The sequence below is a fragment of the Streptomyces cinereoruber genome (assembly GCF_009299385.1).
In the GTDB taxonomy this organism is placed as follows: domain Bacteria; phylum Actinomycetota; class Actinomycetes; order Streptomycetales; family Streptomycetaceae; genus Streptomyces; species Streptomyces bikiniensis.
This window is the reverse complement of the sequence record NZ_CP023693.1, coordinates 6,123,319-6,143,591: the sequence shown is the minus strand read 5'-3', so window position 1 is coordinate 6,143,591 and position 20,273 is coordinate 6,123,319. Positions and strand designations below refer to the sequence as shown.

General features: G+C 74.4%; 17 protein-coding genes. 7 read left to right on the top strand and 10 right to left on the bottom strand.

Going from position 1 to position 20,273, the window contains the following annotated elements; genetic code table 11:
* Positions 1-3: 3 nt before the first annotated feature.
* Positions 4-1,338, bottom strand: coding sequence for an allantoinase AllB (gene allB, locus CP977_RS27680; protein WP_062751537.1), 1,335 nt, complete (start codon positions 1,336-1,338; stop codon positions 4-6).
* A gap of 357 nt (positions 1,339-1,695) precedes the next feature.
* Between allB and CP977_RS27675 the strand changes: the two genes are divergently transcribed.
* Positions 1,696-2,502, top strand: coding sequence for an IclR family transcriptional regulator (locus CP977_RS27675; RefSeq protein ID WP_062751538.1), 807 nt, complete (start codon positions 1,696-1,698; stop codon positions 2,500-2,502).
* A gap of 68 nt (positions 2,503-2,570) precedes the next feature.
* Here CP977_RS27675 and CP977_RS27670 read toward each other — a convergent pair whose 3' ends face one another.
* Together CP977_RS27670 and CP977_RS27665 are read right to left on the bottom strand one after the other, a co-directional pair.
* Positions 2,571-3,251 (bottom strand): ABC transporter ATP-binding protein, encoded by a 681-nt coding sequence (locus CP977_RS27670; protein ID WP_152370999.1) that lies wholly within the window; start codon positions 3,249-3,251, stop codon positions 2,571-2,573.
* Positions 3,252-3,311: 60 nt separating this feature from the next.
* The gene (locus CP977_RS27665; protein WP_062751540.1) at positions 3,312-4,391 is read right to left on the bottom strand and encodes an ABC transporter permease; all 1,080 of its coding nucleotides are present in this window, start codon (positions 4,389-4,391) and stop codon (positions 3,312-3,314) included.
* 112 nt (positions 4,392-4,503) lie between these two features.
* Between CP977_RS27665 and CP977_RS27660 the strand changes: the two genes are divergently transcribed.
* Both CP977_RS27660 and CP977_RS27655 read left to right on the top strand, forming a co-directional pair.
* A complete protein-coding gene (locus CP977_RS27660; RefSeq protein WP_152370998.1) occupies positions 4,504-5,730 on the top strand; it encodes a sensor histidine kinase in 1,227 nt (408 codons plus the stop codon).
* On the top strand, positions 5,727-6,353 hold the full coding sequence (locus tag CP977_RS27655) for a response regulator (protein WP_062751542.1): 627 nt from the start codon (positions 5,727-5,729) through the stop codon (positions 6,351-6,353). The genes CP977_RS27660 and CP977_RS27655 overlap by 4 nt, the downstream gene beginning before the upstream one ends.
* 71 nt (positions 6,354-6,424) lie before the next feature.
* Here the strand turns inward: CP977_RS27655 and CP977_RS27650 are convergent, their stop codons facing one another.
* Positions 6,425-6,754 carry a DUF5955 family protein gene (locus CP977_RS27650; protein ID WP_062751543.1) on the bottom strand — a complete coding sequence of 110 codons (330 nt, stop codon included), beginning with the start codon at positions 6,752-6,754 and terminating at the stop codon, positions 6,425-6,427.
* Between the two features lie 216 nt (positions 6,755-6,970).
* On the opposite strand from CP977_RS27650, the gene CP977_RS27645 reads away from it, so the two are divergent.
* The 3 genes from CP977_RS27645 to CP977_RS27635 all read left to right on the top strand — a co-directional run bounded on the left by CP977_RS27645 (position 6,971) and on the right by CP977_RS27635 (position 10,962).
* On the top strand, positions 6,971-7,609 hold the full coding sequence (locus CP977_RS27645) for a nucleotidyltransferase family protein (RefSeq protein ID WP_152370997.1): 639 nt from the start codon (positions 6,971-6,973) through the stop codon (positions 7,607-7,609).
* A 324-nt stretch (positions 7,610-7,933) separates the two neighbouring features.
* Positions 7,934-9,556 (top strand): malate synthase A, encoded by a 1,623-nt coding sequence (aceB, locus tag CP977_RS27640; protein ID WP_109184351.1) that lies wholly within the window; start codon positions 7,934-7,936, stop codon positions 9,554-9,556.
* A 260-nt stretch (positions 9,557-9,816) separates the two neighbouring features.
* On the top strand, positions 9,817-10,962 hold the full coding sequence (locus tag CP977_RS27635) for a GDSL-type esterase/lipase family protein (RefSeq protein WP_062751546.1): 1,146 nt from the start codon (positions 9,817-9,819) through the stop codon (positions 10,960-10,962).
* A gap of 28 nt (positions 10,963-10,990) precedes the next feature.
* Here CP977_RS27635 and CP977_RS27630 read toward each other — a convergent pair whose 3' ends face one another.
* Positions 10,991-12,787 carry a hypothetical protein gene (locus tag CP977_RS27630; protein WP_152370996.1) on the bottom strand — a complete coding sequence of 599 codons (1,797 nt, stop codon included), beginning with the start codon at positions 12,785-12,787 and terminating at the stop codon, positions 10,991-10,993.
* Positions 12,788-12,868: 81 nt separating this feature from the next.
* Positions 12,869-13,840 (bottom strand): fibronectin type III domain-containing protein, encoded by a 972-nt coding sequence (locus CP977_RS27625; RefSeq protein WP_229991789.1) that lies wholly within the window; start codon positions 13,838-13,840, stop codon positions 12,869-12,871.
* A 157-nt stretch (positions 13,841-13,997) separates the two neighbouring features.
* Between CP977_RS27625 and CP977_RS27620 the strand changes: the two genes are divergently transcribed.
* Positions 13,998-14,657 carry a hypothetical protein gene (locus CP977_RS27620; RefSeq protein ID WP_152370995.1) on the top strand — a complete coding sequence of 220 codons (660 nt, stop codon included), beginning with the start codon at positions 13,998-14,000 and terminating at the stop codon, positions 14,655-14,657.
* Between the two features lie 22 nt (positions 14,658-14,679).
* Here CP977_RS27620 and CP977_RS27615 read toward each other — a convergent pair whose 3' ends face one another.
* The 4 genes from CP977_RS27615 to CP977_RS27600 form a co-directional block, all read right to left on the bottom strand.
* Positions 14,680-15,315 carry an aspartate/glutamate racemase family protein gene (locus tag CP977_RS27615; RefSeq protein ID WP_275431371.1) on the bottom strand — a complete coding sequence of 212 codons (636 nt, stop codon included), beginning with the start codon at positions 15,313-15,315 and terminating at the stop codon, positions 14,680-14,682.
* A gap of 239 nt (positions 15,316-15,554) precedes the next feature.
* Positions 15,555-17,003 (bottom strand): nucleobase:cation symporter-2 family protein, encoded by a 1,449-nt coding sequence (locus CP977_RS27610; protein WP_062751550.1) that lies wholly within the window; start codon positions 17,001-17,003, stop codon positions 15,555-15,557.
* A gap of 351 nt (positions 17,004-17,354) precedes the next feature.
* Positions 17,355-18,746 carry an 8-oxoguanine deaminase gene (locus CP977_RS27605; protein WP_109184346.1) on the bottom strand — a complete coding sequence of 464 codons (1,392 nt, stop codon included), beginning with the start codon at positions 18,744-18,746 and terminating at the stop codon, positions 17,355-17,357.
* Between the two features lie 48 nt (positions 18,747-18,794).
* On the bottom strand, positions 18,795-20,201 hold the full coding sequence (locus CP977_RS27600) for a nucleobase:cation symporter-2 family protein (RefSeq protein ID WP_062751552.1): 1,407 nt from the start codon (positions 20,199-20,201) through the stop codon (positions 18,795-18,797).
* Between the last annotated feature and the right edge of the window lie 72 nt (positions 20,202-20,273).

The window sequence follows — 20,273 nt, the reverse complement described above, 5'->3', positions numbered from 1 at the left end:
GGGTCAGTTGTTCCTTTCGAGGAGGCGGCCGGAGGGCTCGGCCAGGACACCGCGGTCGGCGATCCGCTCGCCGCGCAGCCAGGTGGAGGTGACGACGCCGTGCAGGGTCCGGCCCGCGTAGGCGGTGATCCGGTTGCGGTGCTGGAGCTCGGCCGGGTCGACGGTGAAGGTCGCCTCGGGGTCGAGGACGGCGAAGTCGGCGTCGCGGCCGGCCTCGATGGCGCCCTTGCGGTCGAGTCCGGCGAGCCGGGCGGGGGCCTCGGACATCCAGCGGACGACGTCCGTCAGGTCGTGGCCGCGGCGGCGGGCCTCGGTCCAGATGGCGGGCAGGCCCAGCTGGAGGGAGGAGATCCCGCCCCACGCGGAGGCGAAGTCGGGGGTCTTGAGGTCGGCGGTGGACGGCGAGTGGTCGGAGACGATGCAGTCGATCGTGCCGTCCGCGAGCCCCTGCCACAGCGCGTCCTGGTTGGCGGCCTCGCGGATCGGCGGGCAGCACTTGAACTCGGTGGCGCCGTCCGGGATCTCCTCGGCGGTGAGGGTGAGGAAGTGCGGGCAGGACTCGACGGTGATCTTCACGCCCTCGGCCCGGGCGGCGGCGAGGGCCGGCAGGGCGTCGGAGGAGGAGAGGTGCAGGACGTGAACGCGGGCGTCGAGCCGGCGGGCCTGGTCGATCAGGTTCTCGATGGCCGTGTTCTCGGCGTCCCGGGGCCGGGAGGCGAGGAAGTCGGCGTACGCGCCGCCCGACCGCTGGGGCGCGGCGGCGAGGTGGTGCGGGTCCTCGGCGTGCACGATCATCAGGCCGCCGAAGCCGGCGACCTCGGCGAGGGAGTTCGCCAGCTGCTCCTGGTCGAGCTCGGGGAACTCCTCGACGCCGGAGGGCGACAGGAAGCACTTGAAGCCGAAGACGCCGGCGTCGTGCAGCGGGCGCAGGTCCTTGACGTTGTCGGGCAGGGCTCCGCCCCAGAAGCCGACGTCGATGTGGGCCTTGGCGCGGGCCACGTCCTGCTTGACCCGCAGGTTCTCCACGGTGGTGGTGGGCGGCAGCGAGTTGAGCGGCATGTCGAGCAGGGTGGTGATGCCGCCGGCGGCGGCCGCGCGGGTGGCGGTCCAGAAGCCCTCCCACTCGGTGCGGCCGGGGTCGTTCACGTGCACGTGGGTGTCGACGAGTCCGGGCAGGACGACGTCGTCGCCGACGTCCTCCAGCCGGGCGCCGGCGGGCACCTCGGCGTCGTGCGGCAGCACGGCCGCGATCGTCCCTCCGGAGACGGCGATCGACGCCGGGCGCGTCCCCTCGGGGGTGATGACGCGCGTCGAGCGCAGGACCAGGTCGATGTCCACCCGTACCCCTTCTTCCACTGCTCCTGGAGGGGGCCGTCCCTGCTCGGGGCGGTCTCCACGGAGAAATTCAACGAACTGTTGAAGGAGTCTTCACTTCCGGACGACATGTCGTCAAGGGCACACTTCCAGCATCCGGACCGTCGAATCCGGCTTGGACGTTTCCACGAAGTGGAATGTAAATTTCGTACAGTAGAACGTAGCTCCGCACATGCGGGGCCGTCCCGGACCGTTCCGGGCCTGCGCCGACACCGGACAAACACCCCCTGACCGGCGCCGACGCCGGGACCGGGGCCGTGTGCCCCGGCCGGTGGCCCGGTAGGCTGCTGCCTTGCCCGCCCGCCCCGAAAGGACCGTGACGTGCCGACGTCCAGCGCCAGCACCACCGACGCCGCCAAACCCGCCGCGAGCGGGGGCGTCCAGTCCCTCGAGCGCGCCTTCGACCTCCTGGAGCGGATGGCCGACGCCGGGGGCGAGGTCGGGCTGAGCGAGCTCTCCGCCAGCAGCGGGCTGCCGCTCCCCACCATCCACCGCCTGATGCGCACCCTGGTCGCCTGCGGCTACGTGCGCCAGCAGCCCAACCGGCGGTACGCGCTCGGCCCCCGGCTCATCCGGCTCGGCGAGTCCGCCGCCCGCCTCCTCGGCACCTGGGCCCGGCCGTACCTCGCCCGGCTGGTCGAGGAGACCGGCGAGACCGCGAACATGGCGCTGCTCGACGGCGACGAGATCGTGTACGTGGCGCAGGTGCCGTCCAAGCACTCGATGCGCATGTTCACCGAGGTCGGCCGGCGGGTCCTGCCGCACTCGACCGGCGTCGGCAAGGCGCTCCTCGCGCACACCCCGCCGGAGGAGGTGCGCGCGCTGCTCGCCCGCACCGGCATGCCGGCCGCGACCGAGAAGACCATCACCACGCCCGAGGGCTTCCTCGACGCGCTCGTGGCGGTCCGCGAGGCGGGGTACGCGGTGGACGACAACGAGCAGGAGATAGGGGTCCGCTGCCTCGCGGTCTCCGTGCCGGACTCCCCCACCGCCGCCGCCATCTCGATCTCGGGCCCGGCGGGCCGGGTCACCGAGGCGGCCACGGAGAAGATCGTCCCGATCCTCCAGGAGGTGGCGCGCGACCTGTCGGCGGCGCTGGCGAACACGGCGGGGAACGGCCAGGGCTGACCCGCACCGCGCGCGAGGGCGCCCGGAACCGGCCTGGTTCCGGGCGCCCTCGCGCGTACCGGGGAGCGTCACACCGGTACGGACTCCGTCAGCCGCCCGTCCCGGACCGTGACCGTGCGGTCCGCCCGGGACAGATGGGTCCGGTCGTGGGTGACCAGGACCGTCGCCGTGCCCCGCTCCCCCGCCAGGCGGGCGAGGAGGTCCATGACCGCCGCCCCGCGCTCGTGGTCGAGGGCGCTGGTCGGCTCGTCCACCAGGAGGACGGACGGCTCGTTCATCAGGGCCCGCGCGATGTTGACGCGCTGGCGCTGGCCGCCCGACAGCTGGTGCGGGCGGCGCCCGGCCAGGTCCGCGAGGCCCACCGCGTCGAGCAGTTCCAGGGCCCGGCCCCGTACCGCCTTCGGGGGACGGCCCGACAGGTGGGCCATCACCTGCACCTGCTCCGCCGCGTTCAGCGAGGGCAGCAGGTTGGGCTGCTGGAAGACGATCCCGACGTGCTCGCGCCGCAGCTCCGCCCGGGCGGCCGGGGTGAGCGCCCCCGCGTCCGTACCGGCGACGACGACCCGGCCCCGGTCCGGGGTGACGAGGGTGGCGGCCACCGCGAGCAGGCTGGACTTGCCGGAGCCGGAGGGGCCGACGACCGCCGTGAGGGTCCCGGCGGGGACGGTGAGGGAGACGGCGTCGAGGGCGGTGAGCCGGCCGTCGCCGTCGGGGTAGGTGAGGGTGACGCCGTCGAGGACGAGGCTCATCGGGTGCTCCGGTGGGTGGTGAGGGGGTTCATCGGGCGCTCCCTTGCGTGGCGGGGTGGCTCATCGGGCGCTGCCCAGCGCCGTGAGGGGGTCGACGGCGGTGATCCGCCGGACGGACAGGGCCGCGCCGAGCACGCCGAGGACGACGATGACGGCGGCCGGGCCGAGGACGGTGAGCGGTTCCAGGACGAAGGGCACGTCCCCGCCGCCGATCAGGGCGCCGATGCCGACGGCGAGCCCGGTGCCGAGCAGGGTGCCCGCGAGGAGCATGAGGACGGCCTGTCCGAGGGCGTCCTTCAGGAGGTACGGGGTGGAGGCGCCGAGCGCCTTGAGGACGGCGACGTCACCGGCGCGCTGGATGGTCCAGACGGTGAAGAAGGCGCCGATGACCAGCGCGGAGATCGCGAAGAGGAAGCCGCGCATGAGCTGGAGGGAGCCGTTCTCGGCCTGGTAGGAGCCGATGGCGGTCAGGGCGTCCCCGACGGTCCGCGCCTCGGTGCCGAGGGCCGCGTCGCCGGCCGCCCAGTCGGTCCCGCCGCCCCCGCGCAGGGCGATGACGGTGGCCTGCTCCCGGGCGGTGGTGCCGCTGTGGCCGACCTCCTGCCAGTCGTCCAGGGAGGTCCACACGACGGGGGTGTGGCTGTACGAGGCGTCGCCGGAGACGGCCGCGACGACGACCTCCAGGGGGCCTAGCCGGACCGCGTCCCCGGTGCCCGCGCCCAGCTCCTCGGCCGCCGACTCCGACAGGACCGCCTTCCCGGGGGCGACGGGGCCGGGGGCGAGCCCGGACCCCGGTTCCGTACCGAAGGCGGAGACGGAGGCGGTGCGGTCGCCGGCGACGGCGCCGAGGGTGCGGATGCCGAGCGGCTCCGCGCCCGTCACCCCGGGCCGCTCCGCCCACGCCCGCCACTGCTCCTCCGTCACCGCCGAGTCGGTGAAGGAGGCCGAACGGCCGGGCGGCGGCGCCGCGAAGGCCAGCCGGTCGGCGGTCAGCCCGGTGATCGCGGAGACGTTCTCCCGCGCGAGTCCGGCGGTCAGCCCGGACAGCAGCCCCACGAGCAGGGTGATCAGCACGACCACCGCACCCATGAGGGCGAACCGCCCCTTGGCGAATCCCATGTCTCTCCATGCCACGAACATGCCGCCCAGCCTGGTCCGCGCACCCCCTCGCGGGCATCGCGCCGGGGATGGCTCAGCGATCAAACTTTCGGTTGAGCCGGGTCGCCCGCCCTCTGCCTACCCTGGAGGGATCATGGCTCCCCACTCCTCCCCCCGCCCCGCCCGGCGTCCCCTCACCCCCGCCCCGTTCGTGCTGCGCCTCTGTCTGCACCTGCTGATGGCGGGCCTGCTCGTCCTGGCGGCGGTGCGGGCGCACTCGGCGGCCGGGACGGTGGCGGCGGCGGTGACGGGGGTGGTCTACGCGGCGGGGTCGTACCTGCCTCCGGTACGGACCTCCCGGCGGGCCGCCGCCGTCTGGCTGGGGGTCCTGGGCGCGTCCTGGCTGGCGATGCTCTGGCTGACGCCGGAGGCGCTCTGGGTGGCGTTCCCGCTGTACTTCCTCCAGCTGCACCTGCTGCCCGTCCGCTGGTCGCTGCCGGCGGTGGCGCTGACGGCGGGCGCGGCGATCCTCTCGTACGTGGGGCACGGCGCCGCGCTCAACCCGGGGGTCTTCATCGGGCCGCTGCTCGGCGCGGCGGTCGCGGTGGCGACGGTCCTCGGCTACCAGGCGCTGTACCGGGAGAGCGAGCGGCGGCGCCGGCTCATCGAGGAGCTGATCGGGGCGCGGGCGGAGCTGGCGGCGGCGGAGCGGCACGCGGGGACGCTGGCCGAGCGGGAGCGGCTCGCGCGGGAGATCCACGACACGCTCGCGCAGGGCCTGTCCTCGATCCAGCTGCTCCTGCGGGCGGCCGAGCGGGCGCTGCCGCCGGACTCGCCCGCCGCCGGGCACATCGAGCGGGCGCGCCGGGCCGCGCAGGACAACCTGGCGGAGGCGCGGCGCTTCGTCCGGGCCCTGACGCCGTCGGACCTGGAGCACGGGTCGCTCGCGGCGGCCCTGGAGCGCCTGTGCGGGCCGGGGGCGGGTGCGTACGGGTCGGAAGCCGGGCCACGGGTCCGGTTCTCGGTGAGCGGGACGCCGGTGGAGCTGCCGACCCCGTACGAGGTGGCGCTGCTGCGGATCGCGCAGTCGGCCCTCGCGAACACGGTGCGGCACGCCTCGGCCTCGCGGGCGGAGATCACCCTGTCGTTCATGGACGCGTCGGTGACCCTGGACGTGGTCGACGACGGGGAGGGCTTCGAGCCCGGTTCCGTACGCCCCTCGTCCGAGGGCGGCTTCGGGCTTCCGGCGATGCGGGCGCGGGCGGAGTCGCTCGGCGGCACGTTCACCGTCGAGTCCGCGCCCGGCCAGGGCACCGCCGTCGCCGTCTCCCTGCCGCTGTCCCCCGAGGACCGCTCCCCCACCGCCGGAGGTACCGCATGACCATCCGTCTCCTGCTCGCCGACGACCATCCGGTGGTACGGGCGGGCCTGCGCGCGGTCCTGGACACCGAGCCGGACTTCGCGGTCGTCGCGGAGGCCGCCACCGCCGAGCGCGCAGTGGAGCTGGCCGCCGCCGGGGGCGTGGACGTGGTCCTGATGGACCTCCAGTTCGGCGCGGGGATGCACGGCTCGGAGGCGACGGCGGCGATCACGGCGGCGCCGGGCGGGCCGAAGGTGCTGGTCCTGACGACGTACGACACGGACGTGGACATCCTGGCGGCGGTGGAGGCGGGCGCCTCCGGCTACCTCCTGAAGGACGCGCCGCCGGAGGAGCTGGCGGCGGCGGTCCGGACGGCGGCGGCCGGCCAGTCGGCGCTCGCGCCGGCGGTGGCGCACCGGCTGATGGACCGGATGCGGACCCCGGCGGAGGCGCTGACCAAGCGGGAGCTGGAGGTGCTCCAGCTGGTCGGCGAGGGCCTGTCGAACGCGCAGATCAGCAAGGCGCTGTTCCTGAGCCAGGCGACGGTGAAGTCCCATCTGGTCCACGTCTTCGCGAAGCTGGGCGTGGACTCCCGCACGGCGGCGGTGGCGGCGGCGACGGCCCGGCGTCTGATCAGGCGGTAGGCACCCGGGATCGGGCCGCCGCTCGACGGCCCCTCAGTTGCCCCGGGTCCGGGCCGCCGCCCGACGGCCCCTCAGTTCCCCGCGCCCCGCTCCGGCGGCGCGCCGAACAGCTCGACGGCGTGGCGGACCCCGGCGAGGGCGTCGGCGAGCGCGCTGACGGAGCCGACGCAGCCCGCGACGATCAGCAGGGAGCGGCGCAGCCGCCGTACCTCCGGAGCACCGCCGAGCGCCATCGCGTCGAGCGCCGCGAGCTCTCCCTCGGCGATCTCACGGTCCACCAACTCGGCGCGGTGTGAGGCCAGTTCGCGCCGGAGGCGGGACACGGCCGACCTCAGTCCGGTCACCCTGGGGTCCACGCCCTCGTCGCTGCCCACCGGCCTCTGCTCCACGCTTCGCAACATGGCTCTCCCCCTCGCACGACTCTGTGCGCAGAACTCCACACCACTCCACACCCCGAGCACGCGGAACGCCCCGGACCGCCCCCTCCGGACGACTCCGGACGGCGGTCGGGCGCCGCGAGTCGGGCCAGTTAACTCCTTCGCCACCCCACGCGCCACCCCCCGCAAGGCTGATTCGGGCAACCGTGTGTTTCCGTCCGGATGCGGTATGCAGTCTCCATGACGACTCCGGAAGACCGAACCGACCCGCTCACCCCCGACCGCGCCCCCGTCGTGGCCGGCCTGCTGCTCGCCGCCGGAGGCGGGCGGCGGCTCGGGGGCAGGCCCAAGGCGCTCCTCACGCACCGGGGCCGCCCCCTGGTGGAACACGCGGTGGGGGTGCTGCGGGCGGCCGGGTGCGAGGTGGTGCACGTGGTGCTCGGGGCGTCGGCGGACGCCGTGCGGGAGCGGGCGGAGCTGCCCGGATGCGTCCTGGTGGAGAACCCGGAGTGGGCGGAGGGGATGGGCTCCTCGCTCCGGGCCGGGCTCGCGTCGCTCGCCGCCGACCCGCACGGGGTGGACGCGGCGCTCGTGTCCCTGGTCGACCAGCCGGGGATCGGGGCGGAGGCGGTGGCCCGGGTCCGGGCGGCGTACGGCTCGCGGGACTCGCTCGCGGCGGCCTCGTACGACGGGCGGCGGGGGCATCCGGTGCTGTTCGGCGCCGGACACTGGGCGGGCGTCGCGGAGACGGCGGTGGGCGACCGGGGCGCGCGGGACTACCTGGCGGCGCACCGGGACGCGATCACGCCGGTGGACTGCTCGGACGTGGCGAAGCCCTACGACATCGACACGGAGGAGGACCTGGCGCGCCTGGAGTGAACGCCCCGGAGCGGGGGAGGCGACGTGCACGGCCGGGAGCGGGCACGGCGGGGCCGGCGTTACGGAACGGGTCATTCCGGGTGGGCGACCCGGAGTGAGCGGCCTGGCACTGAGCGCCTTGTTCTGTCGATCCGGAGAATCTCGACATCAACAAACCATTGAACTTCCACCATGAGGAAACTAGTATCCACTGTTCAGAAGCGCCTGTCGGTTCAGAAGGCGCTCGCGGCCGTATCTCGGCTCCGGTGGCACTCCGTGCCGTCCCGTGACGCCCGGCGGCCGCCTGGCACCGCCCGCGAAGTCCGCTGAAGGAAGTGACAGTTCATGTCCGCACCAGCGCCGTCCCCCCTGGCCGTCGTCGATGCCGAGCCCCTGCCGCGCCAGGAAGAGGTGCTCACCGAGGCCGCCCTGGCCTTCGTCGCCGAACTGCACCGCCGGTTCACCCCGCGCCGGGACGAGCTCCTCGCCCGCCGGGCGGAGCGCCGCGCCGAGATCGCCCGCACGTCCACCCTGGACTTCCTCCCGGAGACCGCCGCGATCCGCGCCGACGACTCCTGGAAGGTCGCGCCGGCCCCGGCGGCCCTGAACGACCGCCGGGTCGAGATCACCGGTCCCACCGACCGCAAGATGACGATCAACGCGCTCAACTCCGGCGCGCGGGTGTGGCTCGCCGACTTCGAGGACGCCTCGGCGCCGACCTGGGAGAACGTGGTCCTGGGCCAGCTCAACCTGATCGACGCGTACACCCGGAACATCGACTTCACCGACCCGCGCTCGGGCAAGTCGTACGCCCTCAAGCCCGCCGAGGAGCTGGCCACGGTCGTCATGCGGCCGCGCGGCTGGCACCTGGAGGAGCGCCACCTCACCTTCGAGGGGCGGCCGGTGCCGGGCGCGCTCGTGGACTTCGGCCTGTACTTCTTCCACAACGCCCAGCGGCTGATCGACCTCGGCAAGGGCCCGTACTTCTACCTGCCGAAGACGGAGTCGCACCTGGAGGCCCGCCTCTGGAACGAGATCTTCGTCTTCGCCCAGGACTACGTCGGCATCCCGCAGGGCACCGTCCGCGCCACGGTCCTCATCGAGACCATCACGGCCGCGTACGAGATGGAGGAGATCCTCTACGAGCTCCGCGACCACGCCGCCGGTCTGAACGCGGGCCGCTGGGACTACCTCTTCTCCATCGTCAAGAACTTCCGCGACGGCGGCGCCAAGTTCGTCCTGCCGGACCGCAACGCGGTCACGATGACGGCCCCGTTCATGCGCGCGTACACCGAACTCCTCGTCCGCACCTGCCACAAGCGCGGCGCGCACGCGATCGGCGGCATGGCGGCCTTCATCCCGTCGCGCAGGGACGCCGAGGTCAACAAGGTCGCGTTCGAGAAGGTGAAGGCAGACAAGGACCGCGAGGCCGGCGACGGCTTCGACGGCTCCTGGGTCGCCCACCCCGACCTGGTGCCGATCGCGATGGCCTCCTTCGACGCCGTCCTCGGCGAGAAGCCGAACCAGAAGGACCGCCTGCGCGAGGACGTCTCCGTCGCGGCCGGCGACCTGATCGCGATCGACTCGCTCGACGCGAAGCCCACCTACGACGGCCTGCGCAACGCCGTCCAGGTCGGCATCCGCTACATCGAGGCGTGGCTGCGCGGCCTCGGCGCCGTCGCCATCTTCAACCTGATGGAGGACGCGGCCACCGCCGAGATCTCCCGCTCCCAGATCTGGCAGTGGATCAACGCGGGCGTCGTCTTCGAGAACGGCGAGGCGGCCACCCCGGAGCTGGCCCGCAAGGTCGCCGCCGAGGAACTGGCCGCGATCCGCGCCGAGATCGGCGAGGAGGCCTTCGCGGCCGGGAAGTGGCAGCAGGCCCACGACCTGCTGCTCCACGTCTCCCTGGACGCGGACTACGCGGACTTCCTGACGCTTCCCGCGTACGAGCAGCTGGTCGGCTGACTCGCCCGTACGGCTGATCCGGCCGCCCGCACAGTCGTCGGACAGCTTTTCGGACGGGCCCCGCCCCTGGTGTCGCACAGCACCGGGAGCGGGGCCCGCCCCTTTTCCCTCCTCGCGGCGTCGGCCTGTGGCGTCACAGGCGACGAGACACAACCGAGATATGCAGCTACCTAGCGGTAACAAGCCATGCCGTGCGAGATTCCGCCTGCCACCGGCCGGCGGCCGTCCCCCACGTCACTGCGTACCGCAGGAGCACAGCCATGCCCTCGCACCCCCACCGCGCCCTGCGCGCGTTCCTGGCCCTGTGTACCGCCGCCGGACTCGCCTCCGTCGCCGCCCCGCCCGCCCACGCCTCCCCCGGCTCCGGGCCCACCGCCGTCGTCGCCATGGGCGACAGCTACATCTCCGGCGAGGCCGGACGCTGGCAGGGCAACGGCCTGACCGACTCCGGCAGCCGTTACGGCACCGACCGGGCCTGGACGGGCAGCGGTTACGACCCGTCGCGGGTGTACGGCTCCACGGCGGGCGGCTGCCACCGCTCCGACACCTCCGAGGTGCGCAGCGCCGGTCCGGTCGCCGCCTCCCTGATCAACCTCGCCTGCTCGGGGGCGACCACCGAGAACGTCTTCCGCGCCGTCCGGGGCGGCCGTTCCCACAAGGGCGAGGCGCCCCAGGCCGACCAACTGGCCGCCGTGGCCGCCACGCACGACGTGGAGCTGATCGCGCTCTCCGTCGGCGGCAACGACCTCGGCTTCGCCGACATCATCACCGCCTGTGCCACCGACTACATCGTCTGGTACTCGTACTGCCACGACGACCAGCAGGCCGTGGTCGACGCGCGCATCGACGGCGTGATGGCGAACGTGGGCAAGGCCGTCGACGAGATCCGGGCCGTCATGTCCGGCGCCGGGTACGGCGCTTCCGACTACCGGATCGTGCTCCAGTCGTACCCCTCCCCCCTCCCCCGCGCCGCCGAGAACCGCTACGCGGAGAGCGGCTGGTCCCGTACGAGCACGGGCGGCTGCCCGTTCTGGGACGCCGACGCCGACTGGGCGCGGGACACCCTGGTTCCCCGGCTCGCCGACCGGCTGCGGCAGGTCGCGGTGGCGAAGGGCGCGCAGTTCCTGGACCTGCGGGACAGCCTCCAGGGGCGCGAGGTGTGCGCGAGGTCCAGCCGGCAGGCGACCGCCTCCCTGCCGCCGTCGGCGGCGACGAGCGAATGGGCGCGCTGGATCGACAGCCGGAGCACCCAGGGCCTGGTCCAGGAGTCGATGCACCCCAACGCCTACGGCCAGCAGGCCCTCGGCCGCTGCCTGGCCCTGATCCACGCCGTCCCGTCCGGCCACCGCGCGTGCCGGAACACGGCGGGCGCGGGTGCGTCGGGGATGTACCTCACGGCGGGGTGAGGCGGGGGTTCCGTCAAGTTCTCCGGCGTCACGGCAGGGCGATGCCGAGCGGGCCGAGGACGCGTTCCGCCTCGTGGCGGTCGGCCTCGGCCATCGCGCGGACCAGGGCGGCGGAGCCGCCGGGCCAGGCGGCGGCCGCCGCGTCGAAGGCGGCGCGGCGCGACTCCAGGGGACCCTTCTTGGCGGGCAGCGCGTCGAGGACGTGCAGGGCGCGGGCCGAGGTCGGCACCTGGATCGGGTCGGCCTCCTCGCCCCGCTCCTCCAGGGCCCGGAGGGCGTACGCGCCGAGCACCGGGTCGCGGAGGGCGGCGCGCAGCGCCTCGGGCGGGGCGGTGGTGGTGTCCAGGACGGCGAAGAGCCCCCGGGTGGCGGCCGCTTCGGAGGTGCCGGCGTGGACGGTGCCGAGGGCGTCGAGCAGTTCGGTCCAGGCGTGGGCGGTGTCCACGCGCGCGTGGAGCCGGTCGGCGAGCACGCGCGCGGCGACCGGTGCGGGCCAGCCGCCGGCGGCGGCGACCAGGACGGTCGCGGGCCAGGCGGCGGCCTCGGCGGCGTCGGGCGCGGCGACCCCGCGCACGCCGAGCAGGTAGCGCACGGCGCCCGCGCCGCGCGGGGTGAGGCCGAAGGCGTCGCCGGTGCGGAAGACGAGGCCGGTGGCGGCGAGCCGGTCGAGGACGGCGGCCAGGTCCCGGGCGGGTCCTTCGAGCCGGGCGCGGTCGACCTCGTCCAGCCCCGGGGTGCCCAGGAGCCGGACGAGCTCCGGCACGGGCGGGACCGCGTACGCGCCGGGCGCGCCGTCCGGCACGGGGACGGGCAGGTCCTCCAGGGCGGGATCGACGGTCCAGTCCTCGTACTCGGCGGCCTTGCGGGCGACGGACTCGGCGGAGCAGCCGCGCTGGTAGACCACGTACAGGAGGTGCGGGGCCTCGCCCCCGTACGGTTCGAACTCCTCCTCGGCGAGCTCCTCTACGGCGGCGAGGAGAGTGTCCGCGTCCGTCTCGGCGGACCCGTGCTCGATCGCGGGCGGCGGGGGCACGGGGACGGCGGGGTCGCCGTGGTGGTCGAGGTGCTCGTCCAGGAGGGCGTCGGCCAGGACGAGGTGGGGGAAGGCGTCGGGCCCGGGGGCGTAGTGGGCGTAGGGGCCGGCGAGCTGTTCGGCGAGTCCGGCGGCGGTCCAGCGGTCCCGGAGGGCGGTGGCGACCCGTCCGATGCCGGTCGCGACGGCGTGGTCGGTGAGCAGCGGTCCGACGGGCGGCGGCTCCTCGGCGTCCCGTACGTACGCGCGCGTGAGAGCCTCGGTGAGCAGGACGTCCGCGAGGGCGGTCCGCCCCATGAGATCGGCCCGGCGCGCTCCGTCGGGCAGGGGCGCGCCGTCGAGGGCGGCGAGCCTGCGGCGTACGTCCTCGGGGTCGGCGAGGTCGGCGCCGCAGGTGCGCAGGAGGGAGGCGTACCAGCGGTGCCAGGTGAGGTTCCCGGGGTCGTGCATGGCCCGTTCGAAGTCGGGCGCCGTCTCCGCGACCACCGCGGCGATCCGCTCGACGCAGCTCCCGTCGAAGCGCGCGGCGAGCGCCCCGAGCACGGCGGGGTAGAGCGCGAGCTCGCCGGGCGGCACGTACACGAACGCGGGCAGGTCCTCCAGGAGGAGCTGCCGCGTCAGCTCGGGCGTCGGCTCGGGCACCCCCGTCCCCCGGTCGGCCCCCCGCAGCGCGAGGAGCCCGAGCACCGCCTCGGCGGCCCGCGCGAACGCGGGGCCGCGGTGCTCTGGTGCTCCGCCGACGAGTTCGAGGAACCTGTCGAGCCCGGTGTTGGTGAGAACGGTCTCGGCCACGCTTCCCAGGGTAGTTCCGGGTGGGCGGTTCAGGGCTGCAAGGAGCGGGCGGCAGGTGTGTCGCCGCAGTTCGCGAGGGGGTCAGCGCACGGTCACCGTCCTCGGGGCCGAGAAGTCGCCCCAGGTGCCGTCGGGGAGGCGGGCGCGGAGGGTGAGGGTGTAGCGGGTGCCCGGGGGGTCGGTGACCGGGAAGGTGTAGGTGGCGCGGCCGGGGGGCGGAGCGGTGCCCCAGACGATGGTGGTGGCGAAGCGGCCGTTGAGGTGCAGTTCGTGGTGGGTGACCGGGGCGCCCGTCTTCGGCGGGGTCCAGGTGAGGGTGATCTCGCCGCCCTTCGCGGCGGTGGCGGCGAGGTCGGTGGGGGCGGTGTTCGGGGGCGCGCCCGGGGCCGGGGCGGTGGTGAGGTCGGCCGTGTTGCTGTCCGGGGAGGAGTTCTCGGCGGCGTCGCGGGCGCGGACGGTGAACGCGTAGGCGGTGCCGGGGCGCAGACCGGTGAGGCGGGTGCCGGTGGCGGTGCCCGGGACCGTGTGGACGCGGGTGTCCGCCTGGTAGACGTCGTACGCGGTGATCCGGGTGTCGTCCCGGGCCGGGGTCCAGCGGAGGGTGGCGGCGCGGCTGCCGTCGGGGGCGGCGCGGAGGCCGGTCGGGGCGGTGGGGGGCGTGCGGTCCTCGGTGGCCGCCGGGAGCGTGGTGGCGGCGACGGTGGCGCTGGGGGGCGAGGCGTTGCCGGCGGCGTCGCGGGCGCGGACGGTGAAGCGGTGGGGGGTGGCCGGGGCGAGGCCGACGACGTCGGTCATGAGGGTGGTGGCGGGCAGGTCCTTGACCTTGCGGCCGTCGAGGTGGACCTCGTAGCCGGTGACGGCGCGGTCGTCGGTGGCCGCGTTCCACATGACGTGGACGGTGGTGGAGCTGCCCGAGGTCGCGGTGACCCCGGTGGGCGCGGTGGGGGCGCGGGTGTCCTCCGGTTCGGCCCCGGCGGCGGAGCAGGCGGTGAGGGCGAGCGCGAGAAGTGCTGCCGGGGCGAGCAAGCGGCGTGGGGGGAACGGGCGTTGCACGGTGCGGCCTCCGTCCTTCGGAAAGGTCCAGACCTATATCGCACAGTCGGAGCGGACTCGACAAGGGGGCACCGGGAGGGACGCTCGGAGGGGGCGTTGTCAGTGGGGTGCGCTTCACTGGGATCGTCACTCTCCGTAGTCGAGTTCTGGGGGAAACATGACGGACCGTACGACCTATGTGTCGCTCGCCGGGGTGCGCGGGCGCGGCTGGACCGACGCGATGGTCCGGGACCTGCTCGGCACGCCCGACGTGCAGGGGCGCGACCCGCGCCGCTGGTCCCTCGCGCCCGTGCGGCTCTATCTGCTCGCCCGGGTGGAGGCCGTGGAGCGGACGCCCGAGTTCGCCGGGGCAGCGGAGCTCTCGCGGGCCCGCTCCTCGGCCACCGGGGTGTACGCCGAGCGGCGGCGGGCCGCCGTCCTGACCGCGATCCGCACGGAGCCGATCGAGGTGCCCCGGCTGCCCGGCCCCGAGCTGGAGCGCCGCGCCGTCCGCCACCGGCACCTGCTGGGGGCCCGGAGCCCGGGGACGCCCGGACCGGAAGGCGGGGGCGGGACGCGGACGGGCGGGGCGCCCGGACCGGGCCGTGAGCGCGCGGTACGGACGGCCGGGGTGCCCGCCGGGTCGCTCGTACGGTGGCAGGTGAGCTATCTGCGGCACGCCCTCGCGCGGTACGAGACGCTGCTCGACGGCCTGTACGGCGAGACCGGGCGCGGCGAGGCCGAACGGCTGCTGCGCAGGCGCCTGTACGAGGCGATCGGCGCCGCGTACCCGTCCCTGGCCCGGGAGTGCCTGCGCCGGATCGCGGCGGAGGGGTGAGCGGGGCGGGCGCCTTCCGCCGTCACTCCGTCAGGAGGCGGGCCAGTGACCGGCAGGCCGCCGGGATCGGGGCGACGATCCGGACGGCGCACCGCGCCCCGAGCTCCTCGGCCGCCTCGCCGAGCGGGCCGCCGCCGATGACGACGGTGCGGGCCCCGTCCCGTTCCGCGCAGGCGCGGACCGCCCGCTCCAGGCGGTCGAGGAGGACCGCCGGGTCGGCGGAGAGGCGTTCGGGGACGCCGGCGGTGAGCCGCAGGCCCGTGTACCGGTCGGAGAGCCCGAGTTCGGCCACCCGGGCGGTGATGGCGTCGGCCAGGAGCGGGGTGGTGGTGGCGATGCCGAAGGGGGTGCCGTCGGCGGCCGCCTCCAGGAGCGCCGCCTCGCCGAGGCCGGCCACGGGGAGTCCGGTCGCCGCGCGCAGGGCGGCCAGGCCCGGGTCCCCGAAGGCGGCGACGAGGAGGGCGGCGCAGTCGCCCCCCGCGGCGGCGGCTCCCGCGGCGAGGACCTCGGGGGCGGCGGCGCGCAGCGCGGCCGGGTCGGTGAGCATGCGCGGGCCCCGGGCGACGGTCACGCCCCGGACGGGGTGGGCGGGTCCCAGGGCGCGCCGGGCGATGGCGGTCATCATCGCGGTGGTGGCGGCGGAGGTGTTGGGGTTGATCAGGACGACGGTCCCGGCCGCCGTTCGGGGGCTGCCGGCCGTTCGGAGGATGGCCGCCCTTCTGGGGCCGGTGGTCGCTCCGGATCCGGGGCTCGTTCGGGTACGGACGGCCGTTCCGGGGCCGGTGCCGGTGCCGGCCTCCGTTCCGGCCGTCGCGGTCGGGTCCGTGGTACGCGCGGCGGCCCCGGGCCCCGCCGGGTGGGCGGGGGCCGGGGCGGCCGGGGGGACGGGGTGCGGGTTCAGTGGACGTGCGCCGCCTTCGCGGTGCGGCTGCCGGAGATCTCCTCGCCGGGCTCCATCGGCGCGGTGACCTGGTCGTCGTCCCGGCGCCGGCCCAGGTGGTTGAAGACCACGTTGAGCAGGACGGCGGCGACGCAGCCGGTGGAGATGCCGGAGTCCAGGATGATCTTCGCGGTCTCCGGGAAGGCGTGGTAGAAGGTCGGCGAGGTGATCGGGATGATGCCGACCGCCAGCGAGACGGCCACGATCAGGACGTTGTTGTCCTTCTCCAGGCCCGCCTTGACGAGGGTCTGGATGCCGCTGGCGGCGACCGAGCCGAAGAGGACGACGCCCGCGCCGCCGAGGACCGGGCGGGGCACGACCGAGATCAGCGAGGCCGCGACCGGCGAGAGGCCCATGAGGACCAGGAAGCCGCCGCCGCAGGCGACGACGAAGCGACTGCGGATGCGGGTCATGGCGACCAGGCCGATGTTCTGGGCGAAGGCGCTGCACATGAAGCCGTTGAACAGGGGGCTGATCGCGGAGCCGAGGGTGTCGGCGCGCAGTCCGGCGGCGATGGTCTTCTCGTCGGCGGGCCGGTCCACGATCTCGCCGAGCGCCAGCATGTCGGCGGTCGACTCGGTCATGGAGACCAGCATGACCACGCACATGGAGATGATCGCGGCGAGGGCGAACTGCGGGGCGCCGAAGTGGAAGGGGGACGGGAAGCCGACGATGTCCGCCTCGGTCACCGGGGAGAAGTCGGTGACGCCGAACGGGATGGCGATGAGGGTGCCGATGACGAGGCCGACCAGGACGGCGATCTGCTTGAGGAAGCCGCGGGTGAAGCGGCGCAGGAGCAGGACGACGACGAGGGTGATGCCGGCGAGGGAGAGGAAGGTGGTCGAACCGTAGTCCTTCGCCTGGGGGTTGGGGCCCTGGGCCCAGCCGAACGCGACCGGGAGGAGGGACACGCCTATGAGGGTGATGACGGTGCCGGTGACGACCGGCGGGAAGAACCGGACGAGCCGGGAGAACCAGGGGGCGGCGAGGAAGCCGAGGAGTCCGGCGACGATGATCGCGCCGAAGATCACGGGGAGGGCGTCGGCCTTGTTCTCGGTGGTGTCGATGATCGCGAGCATCGGGGCGACGCCGGCGAAGGTGACGCCGTTGACGAACGGCAGGCGGGCGCCGATCTTCCAGACGCCCAGGGTCTGGAGGAAGGTGGCGAGGCCGGCGGTGAAGAGGCTGGCGCCGGTGAGGAAGGTGAGTTCGGTGCCGGAGAGGCCGACGGCCGCTCCGACGATCAGGGGCGGCGCGACGACGCCCGCGTACATGGCGGCCACGTGCTGGAGACCGCTGGTGAGCATCTTCACTGGGGGCAGCGTCTCGTCGACCGGATGCTTCTCGCGGTCTTCGGGGGCGGAGCCTGCGTCTTGTGCATTGCGAACCTGGGGCTTGGATGCCACGGCGGTTCCTCCGGTCGGTTACACGTCGGCGGTGACGCGGGTGTCTGGGAGGTGGTGCGATGCGGTGCGGGGTGCGGGAGGTGCGGCTCGTCGCGGGGGCGGGCCTCGGGAGGCCGGGTGGTGCGGCCGCGGAGGGGGTGCGGCGCGTGGGCGGGTGCCCGGTGGGAGTACGGGCGGGTGCCTGACGGGAGGGCTGGGTGCCCGGTGGGAGTACGGGCGGGGGTCACCGTTCCGGGAGGTGCCGTAGGTCTTCTGCGTACGGCACCTCCCGGTCGGGCTGCCGCGGATCCCGCTCGGATCCGCGGCGACCGGCCGAGGGCCGTCCCCCTCGGCCGGACTCCGTGGGGAGGGTCAGGCCTGGGCCGCGATGCGGGCCAGGCGCTGCGCCTCCGTGCGCGCGTCGCGCGCGATGGCGTCCTCGTCGACGGTGAGCAGACGGTCGTTCTCGACGATCTGCCGGCCGTTGACGAAGGAGGCCGTGACCGGGGCCGCCGCGCCGAAGACGATGGCGGTGACCGGGTCGGCGATGGTCGAGTGGCCGAGGCCGTCGATCTTCCAGAGGACGAAGTCGGCGAGCTTGCCGGCTTCGAGGGAGCCGATGCTGTCGGCGCGGCCGAGGACCTGCGCACCGCCGTGGGTGCCGAGGCGCAGGGCCTGGCGGGCGTTGAGCGCGGCCTCGCGGTGGGCGCCGAGGCGGTTGATGAGGAGCGCGTTGCGCAGCTCGGTGTGGAGCTCGCCGGACTCGTTGGAGGCGGTGCCGTCGACGCCCAGGCCGACGGGGACGCCCGCCGCGAGCATGTCCGGTACGCGGGCGATGCCGGCGGCGAGGCGCGCGTTGGAGGAGGGGCAGTGCGCCACGCCGGTCTTCGTGCGGGCGAAGGCGGCGATGTCGGAGTCGTTCATGTGGACGCAGTGCGCCATCCACACGTCCTCGCCGAGGAAGCCGGTGGACTCGAAGTAGTCCGTCGGGCCCATGCCGAAGAGCTCGTGGCAGAACTTCTCCTCCTCCACGGTCTCCGAGCCGTGGGTGTGCATGCGCACGCCCAGGCGGCGGCCGAGCGCCGCGCCCTCGCGGAGCAGCTCGGTGGAGATGGAGAAGGGGGAGCAGGGGGCGACGGCGACCTGCGTCATCGCGTCGAAGGAGGCGTCGTGGTACCGCTTCACGGTCTCCTCGGTCGCGGCGAGCGCGCCCTCGGTGGTCTCGACGGCGAAGTCCGGCGGCAGGCCGCCGTCCTTCTCGCTGCGGTCCATGGAGCCGCGGGCGAGGGTGAAGCGGACGCCCATCTCGGAGGCGGCGCCGATGATGGCGCCGGAGAGGTCGCCGGAGTTCACCGGGTAGACGTAGTGGTGGTCCATGGCGGTGGTGACGCCGCCGCGGGCCATCATCGCCAGCGAGCCCTGGGCGGCGGCGCGGACCATCTGCTCGTCGATGCGGGCCCAGGTCGGGTAGAGCGCGACCAGCCAGTTGAAGAGGTTGTGGTCGGTGGCCAGGCCGCGGGTGATCCACTGGTAGAAGTGGTGGTGGGTGTTGACCAGGCCGGGGGTGACCAGGTGGCCGGTGGCGTCGATGCGCCGGACCACGTTCTCCAGGCCTTCGGGGGCCTTGCCGGCACCGATGGACTCGATCTTGTTGTCGGCGACGACGAGGTACCCGGAGGCGTACTCGGTGTCGTTCGCGTCGACGGTCGCGATCGCCGCGTTCTCGACGACGATCCGCTGGGGGGCTGCCGAAGGTGCTGCCATGGCGGTGCTTCCTTCATTCCTCGGGGGTGGTGTGGGCACGGCAGGACCCTAGGAGGATTTGAGTGCCGGGGCCGTGTGACGGCTCCGGGTGCCGAGATGGTGGAAGAACAGGTTGAGCAGGACGGCGACGAGCGCGCCCGCGCTGATGCCGGAGCCGAGCACGGTCTGCGCCCAGGCCGGGAAGTCGGCGTAGAAGGTGGGGGCGGCGAGCGGGATGATGCCCGCTCCGAGCGCGACGGCCACCAGGATGATGTTGGAGCTGTCGTCCAGTCCGGCTTCCGAGAGGGTGCGGATGCCGCTGACCGCGATCGAGCCGAAGAGGACGATGCCGGCGCCGCCGAGGACGGGCATCGGGACCGTGGAGACGACCGCGCCGAGGACCGGGAAGGCGCCGAGGACGAGCAGGGCGCAGCCGGCGGTGGCGACCACGTACCGGGAGCGGACCCGGGTCAGCGAGACGACGCCGACGTTCTGGGCGAAGGCCGAGGTCGGGAAGCCGCCGAAGACGGGACCGAGGAGGGTGGCGATGCCGTCGGTGCGCAGGCCGCGGGTGATGGTCCGGCCGTCGGTGCGCCGCTCGCAGATCTCGCCGAGGGCGAGCATGCCGGCGCTGGACTCGGTCATCAGGACCAGCATCACGATGCACAGGGAGAGGATCGCGGCGGGCTGGAACTCGGGGGCGCCGAAGGCGAAGGGCGCGGGCAGGGCGGCGACGGGCGCCTCGCGCAGGGCGCCGAAGTCGGCCATCCCGAAGGGGATCGCGGCGAGGGTGCCGATGAAGAGGCCGAGGAGCAGGGCGATCTGCTTGACGAAGCCCTTGCCGAAGCGCTGGAAGAGCAGGATGACGACGAGGGTGAAGCCGGCGAGGGCCAGGTACCTCATGGCGCCGAAGTCGTCGGCGGTCCGGTCCCCGCCCTGGGCCCAGGCGACGGGCACGGGCATCAGGGTGACCCCGATGAGGGTGATGACGACGCCGGTGACGAGCGGCGGGAAGAAGCGCAGGAGCCGGCCGAAGAAGGGGCCGACGGCGAGGCAGAAGACTCCGGCGACCATCACCGCGCCGTAGATGGCGGGCAGTTGGTGTCCGGGGGCGCTGGTCTCGGCGATGGCGAGCATCGGGGCGATGCCGGCGGACGAGGCGGCGTTGACGAACGGGAGCCGGTTTCCGGCGAAGCGTCCGGCGCCGAGGGTCTGCAGGACCGTCGCGCAGCCGGCGATCAGCAGACTGGCCGCGATGAGCCGGGTCATGCCGGCCGCGTCCAGGCCGACGGCCTGGCCGATGATGAGCGGAGGGGTGACGACGCCGGCGTACATGGCGGCGATGTGCTGGAGCGCCGCGGGGACGAGCCGCGAGGCTGGGAGCTTCTCGTCCACCGGGTGGCAGGGGGCCGGGGAGGACGAGGGGGTGGAACACGGGCCTTCGGCGGTTGCCGGCCCCTTTGCAGGCTGTGCCATGGGAAGGTTCCCTCCGGTCTGGTGCGGCCCCCGCCCGGCTGCGGGCGGGCGGGGGCCGGTCACTCAGATGCC